The 23008-nt window shown below is 65.4% G+C and carries 24 protein-coding genes and 1 tRNA gene; 6 read left to right on the top strand and 19 right to left on the bottom strand.

Annotation, left to right across the window (positions count from 1 at the left end; genetic code table 11):
- The first annotated feature begins 38 nt into the window (after positions 1-38).
- The 4 genes from IB230_RS09490 to IB230_RS09475 all read left to right on the top strand — a co-directional run bounded on the left by IB230_RS09490 (position 39) and on the right by IB230_RS09475 (position 4494).
- Positions 39-1685 carry a GMC family oxidoreductase gene (locus IB230_RS09490; RefSeq protein WP_343227295.1) on the top strand — a complete coding sequence of 549 codons (1647 nt, stop codon included), beginning with the start codon at positions 39-41 and terminating at the stop codon, positions 1683-1685.
- A 389-nt stretch (positions 1686-2074) separates the two neighbouring features.
- Positions 2075-2344, top strand: a complete 270-nt coding sequence (locus IB230_RS09485) for a hypothetical protein (RefSeq protein WP_192271568.1) — start codon at positions 2075-2077, stop codon at positions 2342-2344.
- A gap of 260 nt (positions 2345-2604) precedes the next feature.
- Positions 2605-3225, top strand: a complete 621-nt coding sequence (locus IB230_RS09480) for a hypothetical protein (RefSeq protein ID WP_343227339.1) — start codon at positions 2605-2607, stop codon at positions 3223-3225.
- A gap of 771 nt (positions 3226-3996) precedes the next feature.
- On the top strand, positions 3997-4494 hold the full coding sequence (locus tag IB230_RS09475) for a hypothetical protein (RefSeq protein ID WP_192271566.1): 498 nt from the start codon (positions 3997-3999) through the stop codon (positions 4492-4494).
- Between the two features lie 242 nt (positions 4495-4736).
- Here the strand turns inward: IB230_RS09475 and IB230_RS09470 are convergent, their stop codons facing one another.
- From IB230_RS09470 to IB230_RS09390, 17 genes are all read right to left on the bottom strand, one after another.
- Positions 4737-6644 carry a hypothetical protein gene (locus IB230_RS09470; RefSeq protein WP_192271564.1) on the bottom strand — a complete coding sequence of 636 codons (1908 nt, stop codon included), beginning with the start codon at positions 6642-6644 and terminating at the stop codon, positions 4737-4739.
- On the bottom strand, positions 6637-7185 hold the full coding sequence (locus tag IB230_RS09465; protein WP_192271562.1) for a hypothetical protein: 549 nt from the start codon (positions 7183-7185) through the stop codon (positions 6637-6639). Before IB230_RS09465 ends, IB230_RS09470 begins: the two co-directional genes overlap by 8 nt.
- The gene (locus IB230_RS09460) at positions 7182-8345 is read right to left on the bottom strand and encodes a dsDNA nuclease domain-containing protein (RefSeq protein ID WP_192271560.1); all 1164 of its coding nucleotides are present in this window, start codon (positions 8343-8345) and stop codon (positions 7182-7184) included. Before IB230_RS09460 ends, IB230_RS09465 begins: the two co-directional genes overlap by 4 nt.
- A 385-nt stretch (positions 8346-8730) precedes the next feature.
- A tRNA-Leu gene (locus IB230_RS09455) sits at positions 8731-8816 on the bottom strand.
- A gap of 58 nt (positions 8817-8874) precedes the next feature.
- Entirely contained in the window at positions 8875-9462 is a 588-nt protein-coding gene (locus IB230_RS09450; RefSeq protein ID WP_192271558.1) for a cysteine dioxygenase family protein, read from the bottom strand.
- Positions 9463-9698: 236 nt separating this feature from the next.
- The gene (locus tag IB230_RS09445; RefSeq protein WP_192271556.1) at positions 9699-10826 is read right to left on the bottom strand and encodes a homoserine O-acetyltransferase; all 1128 of its coding nucleotides are present in this window, start codon (positions 10824-10826) and stop codon (positions 9699-9701) included.
- Positions 10827-10853: 27 nt separating this feature from the next.
- Entirely contained in the window at positions 10854-11696 is an 843-nt protein-coding gene (locus IB230_RS09440; RefSeq protein ID WP_192271554.1) for an endonuclease/exonuclease/phosphatase family protein, read from the bottom strand.
- A 93-nt stretch (positions 11697-11789) separates the two neighbouring features.
- Positions 11790-12815 (bottom strand): tetratricopeptide repeat protein, encoded by a 1026-nt coding sequence (locus IB230_RS09435; RefSeq protein ID WP_192271552.1) that lies wholly within the window; start codon positions 12813-12815, stop codon positions 11790-11792.
- Entirely contained in the window at positions 12815-13240 is a 426-nt protein-coding gene (locus IB230_RS09430) for a cytochrome c-type biogenesis protein (protein WP_225589476.1), read from the bottom strand. Before IB230_RS09430 ends, IB230_RS09435 begins: the two co-directional genes overlap by 1 nt.
- Positions 13241-13341: 101 nt before the next feature.
- On the bottom strand, positions 13342-13938 hold the full coding sequence (locus tag IB230_RS09425; RefSeq protein ID WP_192271547.1) for a DsbE family thiol:disulfide interchange protein: 597 nt from the start codon (positions 13936-13938) through the stop codon (positions 13342-13344).
- Positions 13935-15875, bottom strand: coding sequence for a heme lyase CcmF/NrfE family subunit (locus IB230_RS09420; protein WP_192271545.1), 1941 nt, complete (start codon positions 15873-15875; stop codon positions 13935-13937). Before IB230_RS09420 ends, IB230_RS09425 begins: the two co-directional genes overlap by 4 nt.
- Positions 15876-15977: 102 nt before the next feature.
- Positions 15978-16439: a cytochrome c maturation protein CcmE gene (gene ccmE / locus IB230_RS09415; RefSeq protein ID WP_192271543.1), complete on the bottom strand. Its 462-nt coding sequence runs from the start codon at positions 16437-16439 to the stop codon at positions 15978-15980.
- A 3-nt stretch (positions 16440-16442) separates the two neighbouring features.
- Positions 16443-16610: a heme exporter protein CcmD gene (gene ccmD / locus IB230_RS09410; RefSeq protein WP_192271541.1), complete on the bottom strand. Its 168-nt coding sequence runs from the start codon at positions 16608-16610 to the stop codon at positions 16443-16445.
- A complete protein-coding gene (locus IB230_RS09405) occupies positions 16607-17365 on the bottom strand; it encodes a heme ABC transporter permease (protein ID WP_192271539.1) in 759 nt (252 codons plus the stop codon). The genes ccmD and IB230_RS09405 overlap by 4 nt, the downstream gene beginning before the upstream one ends.
- Positions 17366-17378: 13 nt before the next feature.
- Entirely contained in the window at positions 17379-18065 is a 687-nt protein-coding gene (gene ccmB / locus IB230_RS09400) for a heme exporter protein CcmB (RefSeq protein WP_192271537.1), read from the bottom strand.
- Positions 18062-18706, bottom strand: coding sequence for a heme ABC exporter ATP-binding protein CcmA (gene ccmA / locus IB230_RS09395; protein ID WP_192271536.1), 645 nt, complete (start codon positions 18704-18706; stop codon positions 18062-18064). The genes ccmB and ccmA overlap by 4 nt, the downstream gene beginning before the upstream one ends.
- 118 nt (positions 18707-18824) lie before the next feature.
- A complete protein-coding gene (locus tag IB230_RS09390) occupies positions 18825-19331 on the bottom strand; it encodes a DUF3293 domain-containing protein (RefSeq protein WP_192271534.1) in 507 nt (168 codons plus the stop codon).
- A 70-nt stretch (positions 19332-19401) separates the two neighbouring features.
- Between IB230_RS09390 and IB230_RS09385 the strand changes: the two genes are divergently transcribed.
- The gene (locus tag IB230_RS09385; RefSeq protein ID WP_192271532.1) at positions 19402-20553 is read left to right on the top strand and encodes a pyridoxal phosphate-dependent aminotransferase; all 1152 of its coding nucleotides are present in this window, start codon (positions 19402-19404) and stop codon (positions 20551-20553) included.
- A 17-nt stretch (positions 20554-20570) separates the two neighbouring features.
- Entirely contained in the window at positions 20571-21368 is a 798-nt protein-coding gene (locus IB230_RS09380; protein WP_192273880.1) for an amidohydrolase, read from the top strand.
- An 813-nt stretch (positions 21369-22181) separates the two neighbouring features.
- Here the strand turns inward: IB230_RS09380 and IB230_RS09375 are convergent.
- Complete coding sequence (locus IB230_RS09375; RefSeq protein WP_192271530.1) at positions 22182-22631, bottom strand: PaaI family thioesterase; 450 nt, start codon at positions 22629-22631, stop codon at positions 22182-22184.
- Positions 22628-23005 (bottom strand): hypothetical protein, encoded by a 378-nt coding sequence (locus tag IB230_RS09370; protein ID WP_192271528.1) that lies wholly within the window; start codon positions 23003-23005, stop codon positions 22628-22630. The genes IB230_RS09375 and IB230_RS09370 overlap by 4 nt, the downstream gene beginning before the upstream one ends.
- Positions 23006-23008: the final 3 nt, after the last annotated feature.

Raw genomic sequence — 23008 nt, 5'->3', positions numbered from 1 at the left:
GATGCCGCGCGTTGCGGGATCAACCCCCGGATGGTCCCGTGATCCTGGATGCGAACAGCGCCCCCTTGCCGAGCCGTATCGATGCGGACGTCTGCATCGTGGGCGCAGGCCCCGCCGGCATCGCGCTGGCACGATCCTGGTTGAACACTCCGGTCAACGTCTGCCTGGTCGAAGGCGGGGGCCACCGTCCTGAATCGCTCAGCCAATCGCTCTACGAAGGCGCGGCCGTCGGCGACGGGCGCTTCGATCCCGTGCGCAGCCGGCTGCGTGCGCTCGGCGGCAGTACCCATGTATGGGGCGGCGGCTGCATCCCGCTGAGCAATGGCGATCTCTCACGGCGCACCTGGGTGCCCAACAGCGGCTGGCCGCTGGCATACGAGGCGCTGCAGCCGTTCTATGAGCGGGCGCGCGAGACCTTCGGCATCGGGCACCACGCCCTGGCGGATGGCTCGTTCCTGCAGCAGGACGGGCAGGAAACACACGCTGTCGTGAGCGATCTGCTTGAGCACCGGACGTTCGTCAGGAGTCCGGTCTTCTTCGGCGAAGCGTTCCGCGACGAACTCGCGCAGGCGCGCAACGTGACGCTCCTGCTGCATGCCAACGTCACCTCGCTCGATGCCGGTCCGGAGGCGACGCATGTGGAGTCGCTCACCATCCGCTCGCTGTCCGGCCAGACGACCCGACTGGTGGCGCGGCAGTACGTCCTGGCCTGCGGCGGTATCGAGAACGCGCGGTTGCTGCTGCTCTCGAACGACGTGGCGCCCGAAGGTCTGGGCAATCGGCATGGTCTGGTGGGCCGCTACTTCATGGACCATCCGACCTGCCGGCTGGGCACGCTGCAGGGCGGCGTACCCGAACGCGTCACCCGGCCCTACGACCGCACCGGGGGCAGGGGACCGACGCCGTCCTATCCGGAGCTGTGCCTGTCCGACGCCGCGCGCGCGCACTACGGCCTGCTCAATGCGCGGGTCAGGCCGTTCGCGGTGGAAGGCGCCGTGCCCGCAGGCGTGCGTGCATTGCGGGAATTGCGGCGGGCCTTCCGCAAACCCACCCACGACGAGGCGATGACGCTGGACGGACAGCTGGAATCGGCGCAGCCCGCCGTCGATGCGTCGCGCACCGACCGTTCGATCACCGCGCTGGGCAAGGCGGTGGCCACGGCGGGCCTGCATTCGGGACAGGTGGCGCGGGCGTGGTATCGCAAGCGTCATGGAAAACTGCCGGTCGCCGCGGAGCGGGTGGATGTGGTCGGCTACTTCGAGCAGGCGCCGAACCCGGACAGCCGCATCCGCCTGGGAGACGAACGGGATGCACTGGGGCAGCGCAAGGTGGTCGTCGACTGGCGGCTGACCGATCTCGACTGGCACACGTATCGGATGTCCGCGACCATCTTCGGTTCGGAACTGGCGAAGGCCAGCGCAGGACGCTTCACGCCGGACGCATGGCTGGCGGACGATGCACGTTCCGACGCGCCGATCCACGGCACGGCACACCACATGGGCACCACGCGCATGGCGTCGTCTGCGCGCGAAGGCGTGGTCGATCTCGATGCACGGGTGCATGGGGTCGCCAACCTGCATGTGGCAGGCAGCTCGGTCTTTCCCACGGGCGGATGGGCTTTCCCCACGTTCACCATCGTGGCCATGAGCCTGCGGCTGGCGGAGCATCTGCACGTCCTGCTGTAAGTCCTTCCACGTCGGCCCGGAACGATCAGCATTGGATGTCGCATGTGCGCTGCGGGCGTGGCGCGGAACGCGACGATGTCGCGACAATCTGGACGCATCCAGGCGCGTGTGTAGTGCGCCTTACCGATGAAAGAGGCAACGCGTCAGCGGAGATCCGTCAGTAAGGATGGCGCGATTATCAAGTCCGCGTGTTCACATCTGTGATTGCGGTCAAGGCCAACAGCGTTGGATGAATATCGAGCCCTCCGTAATGCCGAAAATATGCATAAAACCGAGTTTCTTCACGCGTTATCGACGTACGCCAATGACAGGTAAAGGCGGTTCATGACGGTCAAAACTCCGTCAAAAAGGCCGTTATATTTCGACTCCCCAGCCGAAGGAGGATTCGAATGTTCAAGAACCAACAACACCTGACGATGGCGCGTACGCTCGGCGTGGCGCTCGTGGCCGCCCTGAGTCTTTCCGCATGCGCCACCTACGACGATGAGTTCGCAGGCATCAACTCGCGCCTCGACCAGCTCGACACGAAGGTGCAGGGCGCAGCCCAGAGCGCGGAATCCGCCAACCAGTCCGCACAGCAGGCCAACCAGCGCCTGGATCAGATCGAAGGCCGCGTGCAGCGTCTTGAAACCGCGCCGCGCCGCGTGCCGCGCGGCTGATCGCGCTTGCACGATCTGCGATACACCGTGTGAACCCGAGACCAGGTGGCCCTGCAGGGCCACCGGTCTCCTTGTTTGATCCGATCCCCGTTCCGAGGAGCTGTCCCATCCGCACGTATACGCACCCTGCGATCCGGACCTTTGGTGGCGCGCTGGTACTCGCGCTTGCGTTCACCAGCTTCAGTGCGGCCAGCGCCGAGAAAGCCACGAGCGGGAAGGTTGCCGCCGAGAAAACCGATGCCGAGAAAGCCACTGCACACGTGGACACCGGCGCCGACCAGCTTCCGCAAGGCCAGGACGTGTCCGACACGGTGATCGCGCTCGCGGGCTGGGTTGTCGCCAGCAAGGACAACCAGGGTTATCCGTTCGTGATCATGGACAAGACCGCTGCACAGATCCTGGTGTTCGGTGGCGACGGCCGGCTTCGCGGCGCAGCGCCCGGGCTCTTCGGTTCGGCGGTCGGCGATCACACCGCACCCGGCATCGCCGGACTCGCGCTTCGCGAGATCCCGGGCCGGGATCGCACCACGCCCGCGGGTCGCTATGTGGGCGGTTACGGTCCGTCGATCGACGCCGGACGCGTGCTGTGGGTGGACTACGATTCCGCCGTCTCCATGCATCCCACCGCGACGGTCCCGGGCGAACGGCGCGCCGAGCGCCTCGCATCGGCTTCACCGGACGACAACCGCGTGACCCACGGCTGCATCAATGTGGCGCCCGGGTTCTACGAGCAGATCGTCCGTCCGACGTTGGAAAAGGGCGGGGTTTTCTACATCCTGCCGGAGAAGGATTCGATGGCGGAGACCTTCCCGGAATTCGAACAGAGCCGTGCCGCTGCGAAAGGCGGCGGTGGAAAGCGCGCACGGTCCGCCCGCCGGTAAACAGCGCAACGCCCGCCTGGGCGTGCGCATGCCGCTACGACCGCATGGCACTCGAAGGTAGCCGCGCACGGCGCGCGCACCTTTCACGACGTTTCCTTCAAGACCAGGATGCTGTTCCTGCCCGCCTGACGCCTTCCCCTGCGCCACGCTCCCGGTGGCGTGTGGCGCAGGGCAGCGTGGAGGGACTGAAGCGTCGTGTCGTGACAACCCCGTGGCCATGGTCCTGGGGCTGGCAGGATCACTGTGGTCTGTCGCGCGGTTGCGTGTTCGACCTGGCGTCCTGTCGCGGGGTACCGCGATGGACATGACCGATGATGGTCGGCGGCATGGCGGTCGATACCACGGCAGGTGGCGCGACATATCGCGTCGGGTCGTGCGACATACGTCGACATATGGCGGGGGATACGCGTCGATATGCGGATCGATACCGGTCGGTATCAACGCGCATGGGTCGGCGTATCGACGGTCACTTGCATGCCTATGGCGCGGGATGTCCGTGCGCATCACGAGACAGTATCTGGCGTATGGCGCACGGGTTCCCGTGATATGGCGAACGATGCCAACTGGTATCGACGTTGATGCCGGTTGGTATGGCGGTCCACGACCGCGCTCATGTCGCGGGATGATGCGGTGTATCGAACGCGGTTCGGCGTGATGGGGTGCGCGCTGTGTGCGAATGAAATGTTAGAGGTTTTGCCGTGTGCCGCGTCCTAGAGTGGCGGTGCCTGCCGGAGGGTGGGCATCCCACTGACAAGGAACCAAGGAGGCAGCATGAGTCAGAACATCGTGGACATCATCTTCGATGAGGCGGCATTGACGGATATCGATGGGGCGTTAGCGACACTGGACGGGCGGTTCTCCGGGCTGGTGGCACTGGATCCGGTGAAGCGGCGCAGGTTGCACAAGATGGGCGACAAGTCGGAGGCGTTCTGCCGGTTGGCGGTCGATGTGTTGACGGCCAATCCGCAGATCCTGCCGGCGAACTTCGACCTGGCGGCGCTGCAGCGGGACGTGGCGGCGCTGGACGCGCTGCGGATGCGGACGGTGCAGGTGATGCGTTTGTACCAGCGGATGCTGGACACGGAGATGGCCCTGGGCAGCGACATGATGTCGAACTCGGTGGAGGGCTATCAGTTCCTGAAGGTGGCCGGCAAGAGCGCGGGACTGGATGGGTTGCGCAAGCAACTGGCGGCGCGGTTCAAGAGCAAGCGGTCGAAGGAGGAGAGCGATGAGCCGGACGACAAGGAGGCGACGGCGGGGCAGGATTGAGTGGGGCGCCTGCGCATGAAGTGAAACGTTGTAAATGGATGGGGCCGACAGGCCCCATTTTTTGTGTCGTCATCGGCTTGCGCGCGACACCCTATTCTATACATCCGATAAGGTAGTCATGGCGGCGATGGCCTAGGTCACCTACGAAACTGAAGTGGATGAATTCGTCCGCACTGTTGAGAACGCAGTGACGATCAGGTGCGTCTCCAAGCGGCACAAGTAGACTGAGCCGCTGGTGTTGCTCACTCCACGTAGGGGGTTTCAAGTTGAATGCGATGCGCTCCTTCCAGACCCTTGAAGGAGGCTCCAGTGAAGATCACCTGGGCGCCTTGGAACTCTTCGGTTCTAAGCAGTTCGATGAAGGGTTGGACGATGAAATTCTCCTTGTCCTCGATGTCATCGCCGAGAAAGTCTCCAGGCAGATCGATGATGGCGAACCCGGGATAGTGGCAGTCGGAGTAGGGGCTTAGCGTAAGAAGTCCATAGTGGTAGCTCATAATGAGGAAGAGGGTGTCTGTCGCTCCCAGCGCCGCGCTCCACTTCTTCTGTCCAATTTTAATGCTGAAACTGGAGCGCGTCAGACTTACTCTTGGCAGACTATGCCGCCACGATTCCGGCTTTAGCTCAGAAATCCTCCGCAAGTATTCTCCGAGGCCAGACTCCAAGCGCTCTTCGGCAAGGTCAAAGTCGGCCTTTGCCGCTAACTGATCTACCGAGCTTTGAAGAGGGGCGAGATCGTTCTCCTTCTCCGCGATCTCTTGCGACAACTGCTGTGACAACTCGACGGCACCGCGGACCCGGGAAAGTTGACTCTGCTTCTCGTTAAGCGACCCCATAGCGACATCGATCGAACTCACCTCTTCACTCACCAAGCCCGCAACCGCCTCGCGTGCTGGTTTGAGTTTGGTATCAGCCGTTGCTATCTGCTCGGTTGATGCGTCCCACTCTGAAATAATCTCTTTTTGCTCCGCATGCAGAGAATTAAGAAGCTGGTCTGCCTCCTTGACCTCCGCTTTTAACCGTGTTTGCTCGAACTCGATCCTAAGGACTCCCTGGGTTTCCTCTGGTGGCTCATCTGGTAGAAGCCGGTGGCACAAGTGACAGGATTCGTCGTCACCAATGACGGGCTCTACAGCCCTGTCGCAAGCTGGACAGTGCGTAATCTTTAGGTCTGCCAGTACGGAGCCAGCAGCCAGCGTCCTATCCAGGCGCTCCAGTTCGGTAACCAAGTCATTCCGATACTGTTCTATATCTGAGATGCGCCCCGCGTTGAGCTCTCTCTTCAGTGCAAGGTCTGTCCTCAGGCGAACGAGAGCGGCGCGCGCTTCAGTCAGCCGGGTGACAATCTTATGGTTGTCCAAGGCGAACGCTTTGCTGCTGGCATCTGTAATCGCTTGAGCACGTCTGGCCAATAGTGCCTGCTGTTGTTCTTCCAAACTTTGCTCAGCCCTCTCGACAGCTTCGATGGTCAGCGATGTTGCCTCGTCTGAAGTCGATACGGCACCCTTTGAAAGCTGTAGAAGAGTTCGGCCGAACTGCTCCCGCCGAGCCTTGAGCTTTTCCAAATCTAGCTTTAGCTGGACTAACTTGCCGTAGGAGTCGTTGTAAACGTTCTCCGCCAAACCTAGGAACTGCATCAGGCAGGCAAGTTGCTCCCCCTCTGGTTGCTGGTCAACCAAGCCGCTCCAAAAGCGCTGCTGATGGTGCATGTGCCGCAAGAGCATCCGAAAACTCAATTCGGGCCAAGTCTGGCCGGACATTGGGTTTCCTTTTGGAAAATGAAGGAGGGGTATTTCCAGAAGCTCCATAAGGTAGTGCTGGAAATCCTTAGCGCTCATTTCTACATCATCGACGTAGACCTTCGTCTTAGAGCCGGGAGTCTTCCAGCGACGCTCGACACGGATTTCGTCGTCTCCTACTTGGAGGATCGCTGCAGTGCTCTCATATTTTCTTACAAGGTCTTCAAGGAAGACTTGATCGAATGAATCCTGATCGCCCAATAGATGGTCCAGCATCTGGAGCCACTTGGTTTTACCGGTGTTCGGGGCGCCAACTAGAAGATTCACTCCCGGCTTTAGCGGCAAAACCTCTACCTCACCGCCATCCAGCGTGCGCTCAATGGCAATAACCGAAAGGTACTTGTTAATCATTTGAGATGAACTCCCCCATTCGGCGTTTGCCGATTTCGGTATCAAACGTACGATAGATCATGTCTTTAAGTGAGCTTCCAGTTCGGGAGCCGAACTGCGTCTTGATTTCCTTCATGCGATCAGTCAGCTGCTGAAAGCTAGGCAACTCTCTTAGCCTTCGCGCCTTCTCTTTTCCCTCAGGCGTTAGCGCTAACCTGAAGGTGTTCTTGTCTTTAGTGACAGATATCAATCCCTTTGCTTCGAGGTGGGATAGGACGTGGTAGTAGCGCTTATCCCACGGACCATAGTGGTGCCGGACCATCGCGGACTCTACAGCGTCCTTCTTTGATCGTCCTTCGGTCTTTCCAGCGGCTGCGTCAAAGAAGTCAGGATAGCGGGCGAAAAAGTCGAGCTTTGCCATCTTCGTTAGACCATCGATTCGTCCTGCTGTGCCGCAAATTTCAATTAGAAGCAGGAGGCGCGCGGCGTGAAACTCCACAATGTCATCTGCTGAAAGTGGTAGGCCAAACGATCGGGCGGAAGCACGGTTGATCGACATCATGTCGAAGGCCTCGTGAATCTGAGGAGGCAACGGTCTGCAATATCGAATACGCACCCGAAGGCAAACTCCTTCCTGCCAGATATGTCGCAAGGGCTGGCCTCAGCGATTTCCTTCGCTTCCTTTAGGCACGATGCCAAGAAATCCAATGGAGCAACGACTGGCTCCTGCGACAGGTATTCAAGCCGGGCAGTCAGCATGGCCGCGCGAACTGAGGACTGTAGGTCCGCAGCATCATCGTCATTCATGTACTTCGATGCTCGGCTCAAGGTCGCATAGCGAAGGCGCTGTTCGACTGCTGACTGGATAACGTCGTCGGTCGCCCCCGCATCCTTGAGTTTGTCCCGCAACTTCCCTCCTGCAGGCTGCGACCCGTCAAGGATGGAGGTGATGCGCTTGCCCCACCACTCTCGGAGATTGAGTCGAGAAATGATTTTCTTGTCTTTGTCGGGAACGTACTTTGCGCTCCCAGCGTCCTTTGCCATCTTGCGAAGGTCGTTGAGGATGTCCGCTGCCTGCTCATAGCTGATAAGGCGCTTCTCCGAGTGGGCGATACGGATCAGGTTGTTCAGGTTATCTGCTGCGATGTCCTCTTGGTCGTGGCGAACGTCCCATACGCAATTCCCGACCCAGAATGCCGCCCCGTTTTTCTTCTTTGATCGGTATTTCGTACTGCGTGTGTCGATATCGTCGGAGAGTGCTTCTAGCTCGGCGGCGATCAACGCACGGCCGGGCGAATTTCGATCGTAAGTAAGGTGCTTGAGCTCTTCGTTTGTTCCCTGTAGCGTCACAATGCGAAACAGTGACTGCTCCTTGTGGCAATCCTTTGAAAGGGACTTTGAGTAAATTGACCCGCTCGGAGAATCCTTTTTGCAGAGGTCGGCTACGGACCAGAGCTTCCCTGGTTCGCTGCCTTTCACTTGAACGTACTCTGCTGTGCGATAGGCTCCCACGTCCCAGACAAGAACTAGGTCGTCGTGGGTTTCGCAGTGAACTCTCAGAAGTGACGCGTCTTCGAGCATTTGAAGCAGGAAGGCCACAGCCACTTCGTCCTGATAATTGAAGCCGGAGCGGGCAACAGGCCCACCCGCTTCATCGGGACAAGTGTCGTCCACTGATAGAAGTATCTCGGCTTCGTTCGCCGTGCTGGGTGTTCCGTTCATGCTGCGCTTCCGAATGCGCTCGCTCAAAGCACTAAGCCAGTCCGCAAACCAGCGGAAGGCTCCCCTAAGTCCGAATATCTAGCACATTCGGGGGGGCTAACGCACGGTCCGGTAGTTATCATGCGAGAACGGGAGCCCGGGCGCGTCTTTTGGTACTCAGGCCATTCATCGAGTCGCTCATGGAGTCAGCTGGACATGCTGCGCGGTCAGCTGCGCCTGATATCCGACATGGTCTCCTGATTGCTGCGCATGTACTCGACCGACATCTTCGCGACCAAGGGAGGATTGATCTTCAGGACCTGCCCCGTTGAGAGCCCCTTTGCAATCCCCTATGAAACGCGCAGCCCCACAAACGAAAAAACCCTGGAGGTCCAGGGTTTGATCTTGGTGCCGGAGGTGGGACTCGAACCCACACGCTTTTAAGGGCGGCGGATTTTGAGTCCGCTGCGTCTACCATTCCGCCACTCCGGCGCGGACGCGAAGTATAGCCGAGCCCGGCTCCCCGCCGACAGGGGCCGGACCTACGGCCTCAGTTGACCTGATCGGTGCCCAGCAGCCGCTCGCCGCGGCGCTGCCAGCCCTCGGCGCCGGCCTCTTCCTCCGGCGTGAAGATCCCGCAGCGGACCATCGTGCGCTGGTACACATGCAGACTCACCGCGATCGCCTTGTCGCTCGGATTGCGGATGGTGTGGTACTCGTGCGGCGGAATCAGACTGCCCGCCGACCCCGTACCGGCCTCGATCGTGCCCGCCGGCACGAAGCGGTACCGCACATCGTCGTGCTCGGCCAGCTCATACTGCGTGATCTCCAGCCGCCCGCGCCACACGCCTTCTACGCACCACATGCCCGAATGGTCGTGGATCTTGGTGCCCTGGCCCGGCCCCCACGTCATCGCGATGACGCTGTAGCCATGCTCCGGACTGGTGTACAGCTCACGCCGCGCGTAATGGTCGGAGATCGGCTCCAGCACACAGGCCGGCAGGCTGACCTCCTCGTCGCAGATCAGTTCGCACAGCGACTTGCGCAACGCATCGGTGACGGCGCGGTCGTCGCCCAGGGTCACGGCGGCGTCCAGCGAGGCGACCAGCTTGTCGGCGCCGGGGAAATCGAGGGTCATGGCACGGCCCGCTTGAGAATGTGGGGCCATTTTAGCCGGCCGGGGCGGAGAGGGCGTCGTGCGGTGCGGGATGGTCGGCTTTTCCCCTCGCCCCGCGTGCGGGGAGAGGGTGCCGAAGGCGGGTGAGGGGCGAACGGAGTGGGAGCGCTTCGGCGCATGGGCAAGTACCGCGCTTGCCCCTCATCCGCCCTCCGGGCACCTTCTCCCCGCACGCGGGGCGAAGGGAAGTACAGGCGTCAGAGGCTGCCCAGGAAATCCGCCACCGCCGGCCCGAACCGCTCGAAATCCACCAGGAAGGCGTCGTGCCCCTGCGGCGACTCCAGCGGCAGGAACTCCGCCTGCGCCCCGCCGGCCGCCAGCCCCTCGGCGATCTGTTGTTGCTGCTGCAGCGGGAACAGGATGTCGGTGGTGGCGCCGATCGCCAGCGCCCGCTGCACGCGGAGCTTGGCCAGCCCCTTCACCACGTCGCCGTCCGCCCGCTCTTCACCGGCATAGTCGGCGAGATCGAACCAGTCCATCGACCGGCTGAGGTACAGATAGCAGTTCGGATCGAAGCGGCGCACGAAGCGGCGCGCATGGCCTTCAAGATAGCTTTCCACCTGGAACTCCAGGCCGAACGGCTCCTCGTCCGGGCGGTCCGATTCCAGGCGCACGCGACCGAAACGGCCATCCCATTCCAGCGCCGAGCGGTAGGTGATCACGCCCAGCTTGCGCGCCATGCGCATGCCGGATTCCGGATACGTCTCGTCGTCGTACTGGCCGTGGTTCCAGTTCGGGTCCAGCCGGATCGCCTCGCGCTGCAACGAACGGATGGCGATGGAGAACGGCAGCGCCTGCGCACTGCCGGAGATGTTGATGTGCGTGCGCGCCGCGCCAGGGTGCAGCAGCAGGTAGGCCAGTGCCGTCATCCCGCCCATCGAGTTGCCGATGATGCAGGCCAGCTGTTCGATGCCCAGCCCGCGCACAACGTCGAACGCCGCATGCGCGCCGTCTTCCACCGACAGCTCGGGGAAGTCCAGGCGGTACAACGCACCGGTGTCCGGGTTGATCGAGGCGGGGCCGGTCGAGCCCTTGCAACTGCCCAGCGAGTTCACGCAAACCACGAACCAGCGGTCGGTGTCGATCGGCTTGCCGGGACCGAGCATCGCTTCCCACCAGCCCTCGGCCTCGTTGCCGGCGTTGCGTGCGGCATGCGCATCCGGCGACAGCCCGGTGACGATCAGCACCGCATTGTCGCGGCGTTCGTTCAACGTGCCCCAGGTCTCGTACGCCATCCGCGCCCCATGCAGCGCACCGCCGCGCTTCATGCGGAACGGCGAGGGCAGGGGATGGAAGCGGGTGCCGGGGGGGATGAATTCTGTCATCCGCCAAGTGTAGCGACCCGGGCGGCGCTATTCGCCCCGCCAGCGGAGGCCGGCACGTACGGGCAGGTGGTCCGAGCCGATGTCGGGCCCGCGTTCCGCGCCCGTCTGCGCGAACCCGGACGAGACCAGCACGTGATCGATGCCGATGCCGAACACACCCTTGCCCTCGCTCGGATAGGTCGGCGCCCAGCCGGTGGCGCGCTTGAGCGGCTGCAGGTCGGCGCCCAGCAACGCGCTGGACCACGGAGTGGCATTGAGATCGCCCGCGACGATCATCGGCTGCCTGCCAGCGGCCATGGCGAGGTCGCGCAGCAGACGGTCGCGCGCGAGGTACTTGCGCGTGGCCATGGGCGGCTTCGGATGCGCCGCGATGAAGCGGATGCTGCGGCCGTGGATATCGAGCTCGGCTTCCATCCGCAGCGCCCCGAGGCCGTCGGGCAGCACGCGCACGTTGCGCAAGGGGCGGTCGGACAGCACGCCGAGGCCGGGTGGCGATGCGAGCGGATGCAATGCGTGGTGGGCGAAGTCGCCGTAGTTCCTCGCCGCCAATTCGGCAGCGTAATCCGGCGACAGTTCGGTCAGCACGACGATGTTGGCGGGCTGACGATCAAGCCAGTCCAGTAGCGTGGTGGGATCGCGCTGGCGGATGTTGACGTTGGCGACGGTGACAACAAGATCCGGCGGTTCGTCCGACTGCGGTGCGACGGGACTGGCGGTGAACCAGGGCAAGGCGAGCAGCGTCAGGCCCAGCAGCCATCGCCTGTCGCGCAGCGCGCCGAGCAGGCACGCGAGCAGCCAGGCAAGGGCGTACAGCGGCTGCCAGTGCACGAACAGGTCCAGTGCCCAGGCGACGGATCCTTGGCCGGGCATCCATGCACGTTGCAGGGGCAGCAACAAACCGAGGAGCGCCGGCAAGGCAATCCAGGGGATGAGCCGGGACACGCCGCGTGCCCGGCTCATGCCTTACGGCACCACGCGATCGATCGTCAGCGTGTAAGTCTTGCCGGCGTTGACGTCGGCGGTGACGGCGTCGGCTTCCAGGTCGCCGGACTGCGCGGCCGGACCGCTGCCCTTGGCGACGCGGGCGACCAGCTGCACCTGCGGCAGCTGCGACAGCTTCAGCGTCGGCATCGGGCTGTCGCCATCGCTGAGCGGCACGGTCACGGGGAAGGCGGACACCGGCAGGCGCTTGGCGGCGACCGGCATCGGCGGGCCGCCCATCTGGCGGGCGAACACGAACAGCGTGTCGTCGGGCGCCAACTTGCTCTTCAGCGCGGGCGCCAGGTCCACGGTCACCGTGAGCAGCGCAGGCGCGGCATCCGCGGCGGGTGCGGGTGTGGGTGCCGTCTCCGCCAGCGGCGGCAGGCCGGCCTCGGCGCGGGCTTCGTTGATCTGCGTGCGCAGAGTCGCGGCGGTGTTGGGATCGACCTTGGCCAGCAGCGGCTCCCAGGTCTTCGCGGCGTCGGCGTGCTTGCCTTCCTGACGTTGCGCCAGGCCGACGAACCACAGCGCGCGCTGGTGGTCGGGATTGATCGCGATGGCCTTGTCCAGCAGGGCGATCGCCTCGGCATCGAGCTTGCGCTCGGGATTGGCGAACAGCCGGGCCTGTGCGGCTTCGACCAGCAGGTCGGCATCGGTGGGCAGCAGCTGCACCGCGCGTTCGAACGCCTTCTGCGCATCGCCGTAGCGCTGCAGCGCGGCGTACGACTTGCCGAGCAGGCGCCAGCCTTCGGGTTCGTTCGGCTGTTTCTTGAGTTCGGCTTCCAGCTGCGCGACGGCTTCGTCCAGCGTGGCGGGCATGCCGGCGGTCGTGGCTTGCGGCTCCAGCGCGGCGGGCGTGCCGACCACGCGGTACAGCGCGAACGTGGCGATGCCGAGCGTCGCCACGCCGGCGATCACCAGGCCACGCGCCTCGCGCCACAACGGCCACAGCACGGCCAGCAGCACGGCCAGGGACAGCACGATGGCGAGGATCACGAAGGGGGTCATCACCACTCCTGGTCGGTGTCGTCGGTGGCGGGTGCGGGCTGTCGCGCGCGCTTGGCCACGATGCGGCCGACCCACACGCCGCCTGCCAGCAGCAGGAACAGCGGGCCGAACCAGAGGATGTAGGTGCCGGGTGCGACGTCGGGCTTGTACAGCACGAATTCGCCGTAGCGGTCGACCAGGAACTGCTTCACCTGCGCGTCGTCCTTGCCCTGGCGCATCAGGTCCAGCACTTCGCGGCGCAGGTCGTGCGCGATCTGCGCGTTGGAGTCGGCCAGCGATTGGTTCTGGCACATCACGCAGCGCAGTTCCGCGGTGAGCCGGTGGAAGCGTGCTTCCTCCGCCGCGTCGGTGAACTGCAGCGGGGTGGGGTCGCTGGCCTGCGCGAACGCAGCGAAGCTACAGGCAGCCAGGCATAACGCGAGCAACCACCGTAGAGCCGAGCTTGCTCGGCTGTTCTTCGTTCCGGCATCGCGTAGCCGAGCAAGCTCGGCGGCTCTACGGTGGAGCACTGATGTCGGGAATGCGCTCATTGGCCGGCTTCGATCTTGTCCAGCGCCGGGATCAGCTGGTGGTCGATGATGGCCTGGTCGATCGCGCCGACGTGCTTCCAGCGGATCACGCCGTTGCCGTCGACGAGGAAGGTTTCCGGCGCACCGTAGATGCCCCAGTCGATCGCGGTGCGGCCCTCGAGGTCGGCAACCACCATCATGTAGGGATTGCCGAACTGGTCCAGCCAGCGCAGCGCGTCCTCGCGTTCGTCCTTGAGGTTGTAGCCGATGAAGCGCACGCGCTTGGTCAGCGCGAACTGCGTGAGGATGGGGTGCTCGACGCGGCACTCCGGGCACCAGCTGCCCCACACGTTCATCACGTAGGGCTGGCCGGCGAGGTCGGCGTTGGTGACGCGTTTGGCGGGGTCGTGCAGCAGCGGCAGGTCGAACGCGGGTGCGGGCTTGCCGATCAGCGGCGACGGCAGCGCATCGCGACCGGCGCGGTCGGACTGCGACACGCCGTAGTACAGCAGGCCCATCAGGCCGACGAAGAACAGGCCGATGATGACCAGCGCGAATGTCAGTGCGCCACGCGAGCGCGGCGGCGAGGGTGGGAGTTCGGAAGCGTTGTTCATGCGGGACGCGCCTCGGCTTTCTTGTGGTTCCGGAACCGGCGGTCGGCGGCGGTGACGAAGCCGCCCAGCGCCATCAGCGCGGCACCGAGCCAGATCCAGCGGATGAAGGGTTTGATGTGGACGCGCAGCGCCCAGGCCCCGTTGCCGAGCGGCTCGCCGATGGCGACGAACACATCGCCCAGCAGCCCCGGTTTGATGCCGGCCTCGGTCATCACCTGGCCGCCGCTGGCGTAGGCACGCTTCTCCGGGTGCAGCAGAACTACCGGCTTGCCATCGCGCAGCACCTGCACGTGGCCGCGGTCGGACAGGTAGTTGGGGCCCTGCGTTTCATCGACGCCCTGGAAGTGGAAGCCCCAGCGGCCGACCTCGACGGTCTGGCCGGGCTTCACCGCCAGTTCGCGCTGCACGTTCAGCGCCTCCACCAGCAGTGCGCCGACCAGGAACACCGCGATGCCGGTATGCGCCAGCGTCATGCCGAGCATTTCCGGGGTGAAGCGGCCGTTGGCGCGCAGGCGCTGCCAGATGAAGCGCAGCGTGCCCAGCCCGACCCAGGCCGCGCCCAGGATGCCGGCGGCGGCCTTCAGCTTGCCCTGCGGCGCCATGAAGTACGCAATCGCGGCGAGCACGAGCGCAAGGCCGGCCCATGGCAGCAGCATTGCCATCAGCTTGCCGGGCGTGTCGCGCTGCCACTTGGTGATGGGCCCGAACGGCACCAGCGCCACCAGCGGCGCCATCAGCACGATGAAGAGCAGGCTGAAGTACGGCGGGCCGACCGAGATCTTGCCCAGGTCCAGTGCATCGGCGATCAGCGGGTACAGCGTGCCCAGCAGCACCATCGCGCAGGCCGCGGTCAGCAGCAGGTTGTTGGCCAGCAGCAGCGTCTCGCGCGAGCTGGCGGAGAAGTAGCGCTTCTCGCCGTCGGCATCGGCCAGTTGCGGTGCGCGCAGCGCGTACAGCAGGAGCGAGCTGCCGATGACGATGCCGAGGAAGATCAGGATGAACACACCGCGGGTGGGATCGGCGGCGAAGGCGTGCACGCTGGTGATCACGCCCGAGCGCACCAGGAACGTGCCGAGCAGCGACAGCGAGAACGCGGCGATGGCCAGCAGCAGGGTCCAGCCGCGGAACACGCCGCGCTTCTCGGTGACCGCCTGCGAATGGATCAGCGCGGCACCGACCAGCCATGGCATGAAGCTGGCGTTCTCGACCGGATCCCAGAACCACCAGCCGCCCCAGCCCAGTTCGTAGTACGCCCACCAGCTGCCCAGCGCGATGCCCAGGGTCAGGAAGCCCCAGGCCACGTTCGTCCACGGCCGCGTCCAGCGCAGCCAGCGCGCATCCACGTGGCCATCCAGCAGCGCCGCGATGGCGAACGCGAACGGCACCACGAAGCCTACGTAGCCCACGTACAGCAGCGGCGGATGGATGATCATCCCCGGGTCCTGCAGCAGCGGGTTGAGGTCGCGGCCTTCGCCGGGCGAGGGCAGCAGGCGGACGAACGGGTTGGAGGTGAAGATCAGGAAGGCGAGGAAGCCGATGGCGACCACGCCCATCACGCCGAGCACGCGCGCCATCACCACCTCGGGCAGGCTGCGCGAGAACAGCGCCACCGCACCGGTCCACAGCGCCAGCACCAGCGCCCACAGCAGCAGCGAGCCTTCGTGCGACCCCCACACCGCGGTGTAGCGGTAGACCATGGGCAGCAGGGAATTGGAGTTGCTGGCCACGTACTTGACCGAGAAGTCCTGCTGCACGAAGGCCGCGGTCAGCGCGATGAAGGCCAACGTCAACAACCATACTTGCGCGTAGGCGGCGGGGCGCGCCACCTCCATCCAGGCGGCCTTGTTGCGGTGTGCGCCGGCCAGCGGCAACACCGACTGCAGGATGGCGACGAGCAGCGCCAGGATCAGCGCGATTTGTCCGATTTCAGGGAGCATCAGAAGTCCATTGCCTCGTCCCGGAGCGGGAGTGGGTGAAAACGCAGATCGGGCGAGCAGCGTGGCCGGTGCCCAGGCGCAGGCGCGGGACAGGCGCGACGATCAATACGCCGACTCCGCAGGCGCGGCCGGCACGTCGTGCTTCTGGTGCGCCTTGCCCATCTTGTCGGCGACTTCCTTCGGCATGTAGGCCTCGTCGTGCTTGGCCAGCACGTCGGTGGCGACGAACACGCCGTCCTGCATCGAGCCGGTGGCGACCACGGCCTGCCCTTCGCGGAACAGGTCGGGCAGGATCTTGTCGTAGCGCACGGTCAGCTGCGCATCGCCGTCGGTCACGCCGAACTGCGAGACCAGCGAGCCGGGTTCGCGCTTGAACGAGCCTTTTTCCACCATGCCGCCGAGGCGGAAACGGGATTCGCCGGCTTCGCCACGCAGCACTTCGGCCGGGGTGTACAGGTAGGCCACGTTGCGCTGCAGCGCCATCGCGATCAGCGTGGTGGCGATGCCGGCCACCACGACGGCGAGCAGCACGAACAGCAGGCGGCGGCGGCGCACGGGATTCATCGGTCAGCGTTCCAGGTCGACGGGGGCGGCGTTGCGTCGCGCGTCGCGCGCCACGCGCTGGCGGACGGCGCGCAGTTCGCGGCGCACCTGCAGGCGCGGAGCCAGGAAGTCCCAGCCCAGCACGACGGCGAATACGGCGTAGGCGCCGATGACGTATTCGAGGTAGCTCACGGCGTGGCCTCCTTCGCGGCGGCGAGCTTCGCCACCCAGTCCTTGCCGGATTCGCGGCGCAGGTTGTCGGCGCGCGCACGCGCCAGCAGCGAACCGGCGAACCAGAACTTGGTGGCGACCACCATCAGCACCAGCGGCAGGATCATGCTGTCGTCCATGCTGGATTCGCCGAACACGCGGATCGTCTGGCCCTGGTGCAGCGAGTTCCACCACACCACCGAGTAGCGGATCACCGGCAGGATCGCCACGCCGACGATGGCCAGCAACCCGGCCGCGCGCGCGGCGTTGCGGCGGTCGTCGATGGCGCCGTACAGGCCCATCACGCCCAGGTAGAGGAACAGCAGGATCAGCTCGGTGGTCAGGCGCGGATCCCAGTCCCACCACGTGCCCCACATCGGCTTGCCCCAGATGCTGCCGGTGGCCAGGGTGATGACGGTGAACGCGGCGCCGGTGGGTGCGCACGCCATCGCGAGGATCTCGCACAGCTTGATGCGCCAGACCAGCGCGATGGCCGCGTAGAACGCCATCAGGCCGAACACGAACATGCTCATCCACGCGCTGGGCACGTGGATGTAGAGGATGCGGAAGCTGTCGCCCTGCTGATAGTCGGCCGGCACCACGAACAGCGCCTGCCACAGGCCAAGCCCGAGCAGCACGACCGCGGCCAGGTAGCACCACGGCGTCCAGCGCGCCGCGAAGCGGTCGAAGTAGGGCGGTGAACCGAGTTGGTGGAACCAGCGGACGAGAGGATTCATGCGGCGGCGGTCTTCAGGTCAGGGCGATGCGGATCGCCGCCGCGGCGGCCAGCGGCGCCAGCAGCAGCGAGAGCAACAGGCCGGCGGCCAGCCAGAGGAGGGCGCCGGAGGCATCCAGCCCTTGTGCGCTGGCGGCGACGGCACCCGCGCCGAACACCAGCACGGGCACGTACAGCGGCAGCGCCAGCAGGGCCACAAGGATACCAGAGCGCCTCATGCCGACCGTCAGCGCCGCGACCACCGCACCCAGCAGGCTCAACAGCGGCGTGCCCAGTGCGAGCGTGGCCAGCAGCATCGGCAGTTCGCTGCGCGGCAGGTGCAGCATCTCGCCGAGCAGCGGTGCGGCCAGCACCAGCGGCAGTGCGGTGGTGGCCCAGTGCGTCAGCACGCGCACCAGCACCAGCCAGGCCAGCGGCACTGGCGCGAGGATCCACTGTTCGAGCGAACCGTCCTCGGCATCGCCACGGAACAGCGTGTCCAGCGACAGCAGGCCGGCCAGCAGCACCGCCACCCACACCACGGCCGGCGCCACCTTCGACAGCACCAGCGGCGCGGTACCCAGGCCGAGCGCGAACAGCACGACCACCAGCAGCGCGAACAGCGCCGGTTGCAGCGCATCGCCACGGCGACGCCACAGCAGCTGCACGTCGCGCGCTACCAGGGCGCGGGCGGTCTGGAAGAGGGATGGCGCGGTGTTCATGCGGGACGCTCCATCACCAGCATGCGCGTCTGCACCGGCGGCGCGGCATAGGCGCCGTGCGTCGTGACCAGCGCGGCGCCGCCTTCGCGCAGGTGCGCGGAGATCATCCGGTTCACCAGGGTGATGCCGTCCAGATCGAGGTTGGCGTAGGGCTCGTCCAGCAGCCACAACGGCGAGGGCGAGAGCCACAGGCGCGCCAGCGACAGGCGTTTCTTCTGGCCGGCGGAGAGCTGGCGGGCAAGGGCGTCCTCGTAGCCGGCCAGGCCGACCATCGCCAGCGCGTTGCCCGGCATCTGGCGCGCGCGACGACCATGCAGGCCGCAGAGGAAGTTGAGGTTCTCGAGGGTGTTCAGGTCTGCCTTCAGCGCCGGCAGGTGGCCCAGGTAGGCCATCGCATGCGCCCGACGCGAAGGACCGGCGGGCTGGCCATCGATGTCGATCTGGCCCGCATCGGCCCTCAGCAGCCCGGCCAGTACCCGCAACAGGGTGGTCTTGCCGACGCCGTTGCCGCCCTGCACCAGCAGCGCCTCACCGGCGTCCACGGCGAAATCCAGCGGCCCGAACACCGGCTCGTCATTGCGCGAGAACGCCAGAGCGCGGGCGGCCAGCAACGGCGGGTGGCGGGGAGCGGCGTCGGTCATCGGATCGGGCGTTCCCGCAAGGGAGGCTGGGGTGTCCTGGAGGCTCAGCCGCCCATTCTAAACGGAGGCGCCGGTCCGGCTGCCTGCGACATACGGTCGCGGCCGGGAATCTGCGGTCCTAGCCCACCCAGTCGGTGTGCGGGTCGCCATCGGCCTGCGGCGGCCGCGGCCACATCATCCGCAGCCGCACGGGTGCGTCGGCGTGCCAGAACAGCGTGCCACCCTGGCCGAATTCGCGCGCCAGGCTATCGGCCTGCTCCAGCGTGGCGTCCAGGACCAGGCAGCCGTGTTCGACCATGCCGCCCTGGTTGTTGCAGCCCAGCGCGGGGTGGAACGCCAGCCCCAGCGTGTGCAGGCGGGCATGCAGGCGCTCCTGCGCGTCGTCGTTGAGGTGCCGCGGCGTGTCGCCGGGCGGCGGATTCCATGCGGTGATGAACAGATAGCGGCTGGCCATGACCTGCCGCTCGACGTCCTCGGCGGTCGTGCCGGTGCGGAACAGCCATTCCTGGCGCCCGACGGTGACGAAGTAATGCGCGGCCGCCCAGGCGGTGGCCAGCCGCGCACGTTCCGCGTCGGGCACATCCCCCGTTCCGTTGCCATTGGCGGGAACACTGTGTTCGGCCATGGCCGCATCATCGCGCGTAATGGTGAGCGCGTACACTCCGTTCTCCCCCTCATCGAGTACCTGAACCGGGATGTTCCAGCCCCAGACCAAGCTGCCCAAGGTGGGCACGACCATCTTCACCGTGATGTCGCAACTGGCCGCCGAGCACGGCGCGGTCAATCTGGGACAGGGATTCCCCGATTTCGCGGTGCCGCAGCGGCTGGTGGACGAACTGGACGCCGCCATGCGCGCCGGGCACAACCAGTACGCACCGATGACGGGCGTGGCGCCGCTGCGCCAGGCCATCGCCGAGAAGGTGCTGCGCTGCTACGGCCGCGAGGTGAACCCGGACACCGAGATCACCGTGACCAGCGGTGCCACCGAGGCGCTGTTCAACGCGATCCATGCGGTCGTACGTCCGGGCGAAGAGGTCATCGTGCTGGACCCGGCCTACGACAGCTACGAGCCCGCCATCGACCTGGCCGGCGCGCGTGCCGTGCACGTGCCGCTGGACCCGCAGACGTTCGCGGTGGACTGGGACCGCGTGCGTGCGGCGATCACGCCGAAAACGCGCCTGCTGATCGTCAACAGCCCGCACAACCCGTCCGGCGCGATGTTCGACGCGTCCGACATCCGCGCGCTGTCCGCGCTGCTGGAAGGCACCGGCATCTACCTGATCTCGGACGAGGTGTACGAACACATCGTCTTCGACGGCCGCCGCCACGAATCCATCCTGCGCTACCCCGAACTGGCCGCGCGCGCCTTCGTGGTGTCCAGCTTCGGCAAGACCTACCACTGCACCGGCTGGAAGATCGGCTATGCGATTGCGCCACCGGCGCTGAGCGCGGAATTCCGCAAGGTGCACCAGTACAACGTGTTCTGCACGTTCGCGCCGGCGCAGCACGCGTTCGCCGCGATGATCCGCGACGAACCCGAGCACTACGAGCAACTGGGTGCGTTCTACCAGGAAAAGCGCGACCGTTTCCGCGAGCAGTTGCTGGGCACGAAGTTCAAACCGCTGCCGGTGCCGGGCGGTTACTTCCAGCTGGTCGACTATTCGGCGGTCAGCGACCTGCCGGATGCCGAGTTCGTGAAGTGGCTGACCATCGAGCATGGCGTCACTGCCATTCCGCTGTCGCCGTTCTACGAGACTCCGCCGGCCGGCCAGCGCCTGGCGCGCCTGTGCTTCGCCAAGAACGAGGCGACGCTGGATGCGGCCATCCAACGCTTGAAGACGCTGTGATGAGCACGTCCGGCCCGGTGCAGAATCTCCGCATTTCCCTCGTCCAGGGAGAAACCCGCTGGCACGATCCGGCGGGCAACCGCGATTACTACGGTGGTCTGGTCGCGCCGCTGGCCGGGCAGACCGATCTGGTGATCCTGCCGGAGACGTTCACCAGCGGCTTCAGCAACGACGCCATCGACCAGGCCGAAGGCATGGACGGCCCGACGATCACGTGGATCCGCGAGCAGGCCGCGACACTCGATGCCGCGGTCACCGGCAGCGTGCAACTGCGCACGGCGGAGGGCGTGTTCAACCGCCTGCTGTTCGCGACGCCGGACGGTGGGCTGAAGCATTACGACAAGCGCCATCTGTTCCGTTATGCCAACGAGCACAAGCGCTATGCCGCCGGTCGCGACCGGCTGACGGTGGAATGGAAAGGTTGGCGGATCAATCCGCTGGTCTGCTACGACCTGCGCTTCCCGGTATTCGCGCGCAACCGCTACGACGTCGAACGGCCTGGACAGCTCGACTTCGATCTGCAGCTCTTCGTCGCCAACTGGCCGGCACCACGGGCGTATCCGTGGAAGACGCTGCTGCGGGCACGGGCGATCGAGAATCTGTGCTACGTGGCGGCCGTGAATCGCGCGGGCGTCGATGGCAACGGGCACGAGTACAGCGGGGACAGCGCGGTGATCGACATGCTCGGGCAGCCTGTCGTGGAGTTGCCGGCGGGCGAGGGCGTGGTGACGACGACGATTTCGGCGGAGGCGCTGACGGCGCATCGGGAGCGATTTCCGGCGATGCTGGATGGGGACCGGTTCGAGTGGCGTTGAGCTGTTGAGCCCCTCTCCCTGCGGGAGAGGGGTTGGGGTGAGGGGCGACGAAGCCCGTTTCTTCGGGTTGCTCCGCCCGGCACAACATCCACGATGTCGTTGGTTTGACGGCCTTGCGGGATGGGTCTTCTTTTTCAGGCATGGCGCCGCTCGCCGCGGGGGCGTCCCTTTCTTTGCTCGTGCAAAGAAAGGAACCAAAGAAACACGCCCCAGGCGGCACGCCCTGCGCCTCGCTTCGGGTCCGCGAGCGGGTCGGGAATTTCCGTAAGGCACATCCATGTGCCATACGGAAACGCCGTCATCCATGACGGCGCCCTTCGGGTTTTGCCCGGCCCGTTCGCCGTGCCTCATGGGGGCCCGAAGGCAACACCAACAGCAAAAGCAAAAGCTCGCGTCGACCTCTCTGGTGCTGCTTCTGGGCCCCCTGAGGTCCGGCAGTCCCGGCGGGTAAAACCCCGCAGGGGCGCCGCACAAGGATGTGCGGCGTTTTCCGCCGGGGCAGGATGCCCCGTCCGAAGATTCCCGACGGGACTGCGCACCCGCCGCGTAGCGGCGGGCGGACCGCCGGGGTGTGTTTCTTTTGCTTACTTTTCTTTGCACAAGCAAAGAAAAGTAAGGCCTCCGCGGCGAGCGACACCATGCGTGGCTCAAGACGAACTTTCAGAAAGGCACACCCGAGGCGTGTACGTTTCGAGTGAATCGCGGGTGTGGATGGATTTCCGGTAGTCGGAAAAGTACGACTTCGTTGCCCCTCACCCCAACCCCTCTCCCGATGGGAGAGGGGCTCTAGCGTGCCGGTCCGCTTAAGTAGCCTCAGCCCGCCTTCTGCGGCAGGATCTGGCACACCGCCTGGCACATCACCAACACACGCCCCGCGTCGTCGCGAGCTTCGCCGGCCAGGAACAACTGGTTGCGCGTGCGCTCCACCAACTTTGCATGGCAGATGATGTGCGGCATCTCCGGCGTGACCGGCCGCAGGTACTGCGTATTGAGCGTCGTGGTGACGCTCGGCGGCGCGATCAGGTACGAGAACGGCCCCAGCGTGTTGTCCAGCGCCGCCACGATGAAACCGCCCTGCATGTGCCCGATCGGATTCTGGTAACGCGGCAGCACCGGGAACCGCATCGCCAGCGACTGGCCTTCCACGTACTCGACCGGTTCGCCCTGCATGTCGAGCAGGCAGGGCGGCGGAATCTGCAGCGGCGCGCCGGCGGGGAGCCGGGCGCGCAGGAGCGCATTGATGTCGGCGGTCGTGTCGCTCATCGGGTAAAACTCAGCTCGAACGAGGTGAAGAACGGTGCGCGCGGCGGCGCCGACAGCGCGCTGCCGGCGATCTGCTTCTGCACGCAGATCGCCAGCGGCGTGGCGCCGTCGCGCCACGTGCGCACCACCTTGCCGGTGGCATCCAGTTCCGCCACCACCACGAACGGCGACGTGTCCGCCGTGGGTGTGGCGCAGCCGGTGATCGCGGCGTCCAGCGCGGCGCCCTGTGCGTCGCGCATGGCGCTGGCGGCAGTGGCGGGCAGCGAGGCCTCGTCCGCGTCGGCCCGGGCCTTGGCGTCCGCGTAATCGGCGGGCGATTGCGCATGCGCCAGCGATGCGCAGCACACAGCGCTGGCGAACAGGAGGCGTCGCATCGC

Source organism: Pseudoxanthomonas sp. PXM01, from assembly GCF_014851815.1.
GTDB lineage: Bacteria > Pseudomonadota > Gammaproteobacteria > Xanthomonadales > Xanthomonadaceae > Pseudoxanthomonas_A.
This window is presented reverse-complemented; position numbering and strand designations above follow the sequence as displayed.

Bases quoted from the DNA above. Each gene is read 5' to 3' on its own strand.
- IB230_RS09465 (WP_192271562.1), bottom strand. From the start codon at position 7,185: ATGATGTCGATCAACCGTGCTTCCGCCCGATCGTTTGGCCTACCACTT.
- IB230_RS09460 (WP_192271560.1), bottom strand. From the start codon at position 8,345: ATGAACGGAACACCCAGCACGGCGAACGAAGCCGAGATACTTCTATCA.
- IB230_RS09370 (WP_192271528.1), bottom strand. From the start codon at position 23,005: ATGCGACGCCTCCTGTTCGCCAGCGCTGTGTGCTGCGCATCGCTGGCG.
- IB230_RS09435 (WP_192271552.1), bottom strand. From the start codon at position 12,815: ATGACCCCCTTCGTGATCCTCGCCATCGTGCTGTCCCTGGCCGTGCTG.
- IB230_RS09405 (WP_192271539.1), bottom strand. From the start codon at position 17,365: ATGAATCCTCTCGTCCGCTGGTTCCACCAACTCGGTTCACCGCCCTAC.
- IB230_RS09475 (WP_192271566.1), top strand. From the start codon at position 3,997: ATGAGTCAGAACATCGTGGACATCATCTTCGATGAGGCGGCATTGACG.
- ccmA (WP_192271536.1), bottom strand. From the start codon at position 18,706: ATGACCGACGCCGCTCCCCGCCACCCGCCGTTGCTGGCCGCCCGCGCT.
- ccmE (WP_192271543.1), bottom strand. From the start codon at position 16,439: ATGAATCCCGTGCGCCGCCGCCGCCTGCTGTTCGTGCTGCTCGCCGTC.
- IB230_RS09450 (WP_192271558.1), bottom strand. From the start codon at position 9,462: ATGACCCTCGATTTCCCCGGCGCCGACAAGCTGGTCGCCTCGCTGGAC.
- IB230_RS09425 (WP_192271547.1), bottom strand. From the start codon at position 13,938: ATGAACAACGCTTCCGAACTCCCACCCTCGCCGCCGCGCTCGCGTGGC.
- IB230_RS09485 (WP_192271568.1), top strand. From the start codon at position 2,075: ATGTTCAAGAACCAACAACACCTGACGATGGCGCGTACGCTCGGCGTG.
- IB230_RS09375 (WP_192271530.1), bottom strand. From the start codon at position 22,631: ATGAGCGACACGACCGCCGACATCAATGCGCTCCTGCGCGCCCGGCTC.
- IB230_RS09390 (WP_192271534.1), bottom strand. From the start codon at position 19,331: ATGGCCGAACACAGTGTTCCCGCCAATGGCAACGGAACGGGGGATGTG.
- ccmB (WP_192271537.1), bottom strand. From the start codon at position 18,065: ATGAACACCGCGCCATCCCTCTTCCAGACCGCCCGCGCCCTGGTAGCG.
- IB230_RS09420 (WP_192271545.1), bottom strand. From the start codon at position 15,875: ATGCTCCCTGAAATCGGACAAATCGCGCTGATCCTGGCGCTGCTCGTC.
- IB230_RS09470 (WP_192271564.1), bottom strand. From the start codon at position 6,644: ATGATTAACAAGTACCTTTCGGTTATTGCCATTGAGCGCACGCTGGAT.
- IB230_RS09440 (WP_192271554.1), bottom strand. From the start codon at position 11,696: ATGCCCGGCCAAGGATCCGTCGCCTGGGCACTGGACCTGTTCGTGCAC.
- IB230_RS09445 (WP_192271556.1), bottom strand. From the start codon at position 10,826: ATGACAGAATTCATCCCCCCCGGCACCCGCTTCCATCCCCTGCCCTCG.
- IB230_RS09385 (WP_192271532.1), top strand. From the start codon at position 19,402: ATGTTCCAGCCCCAGACCAAGCTGCCCAAGGTGGGCACGACCATCTTC.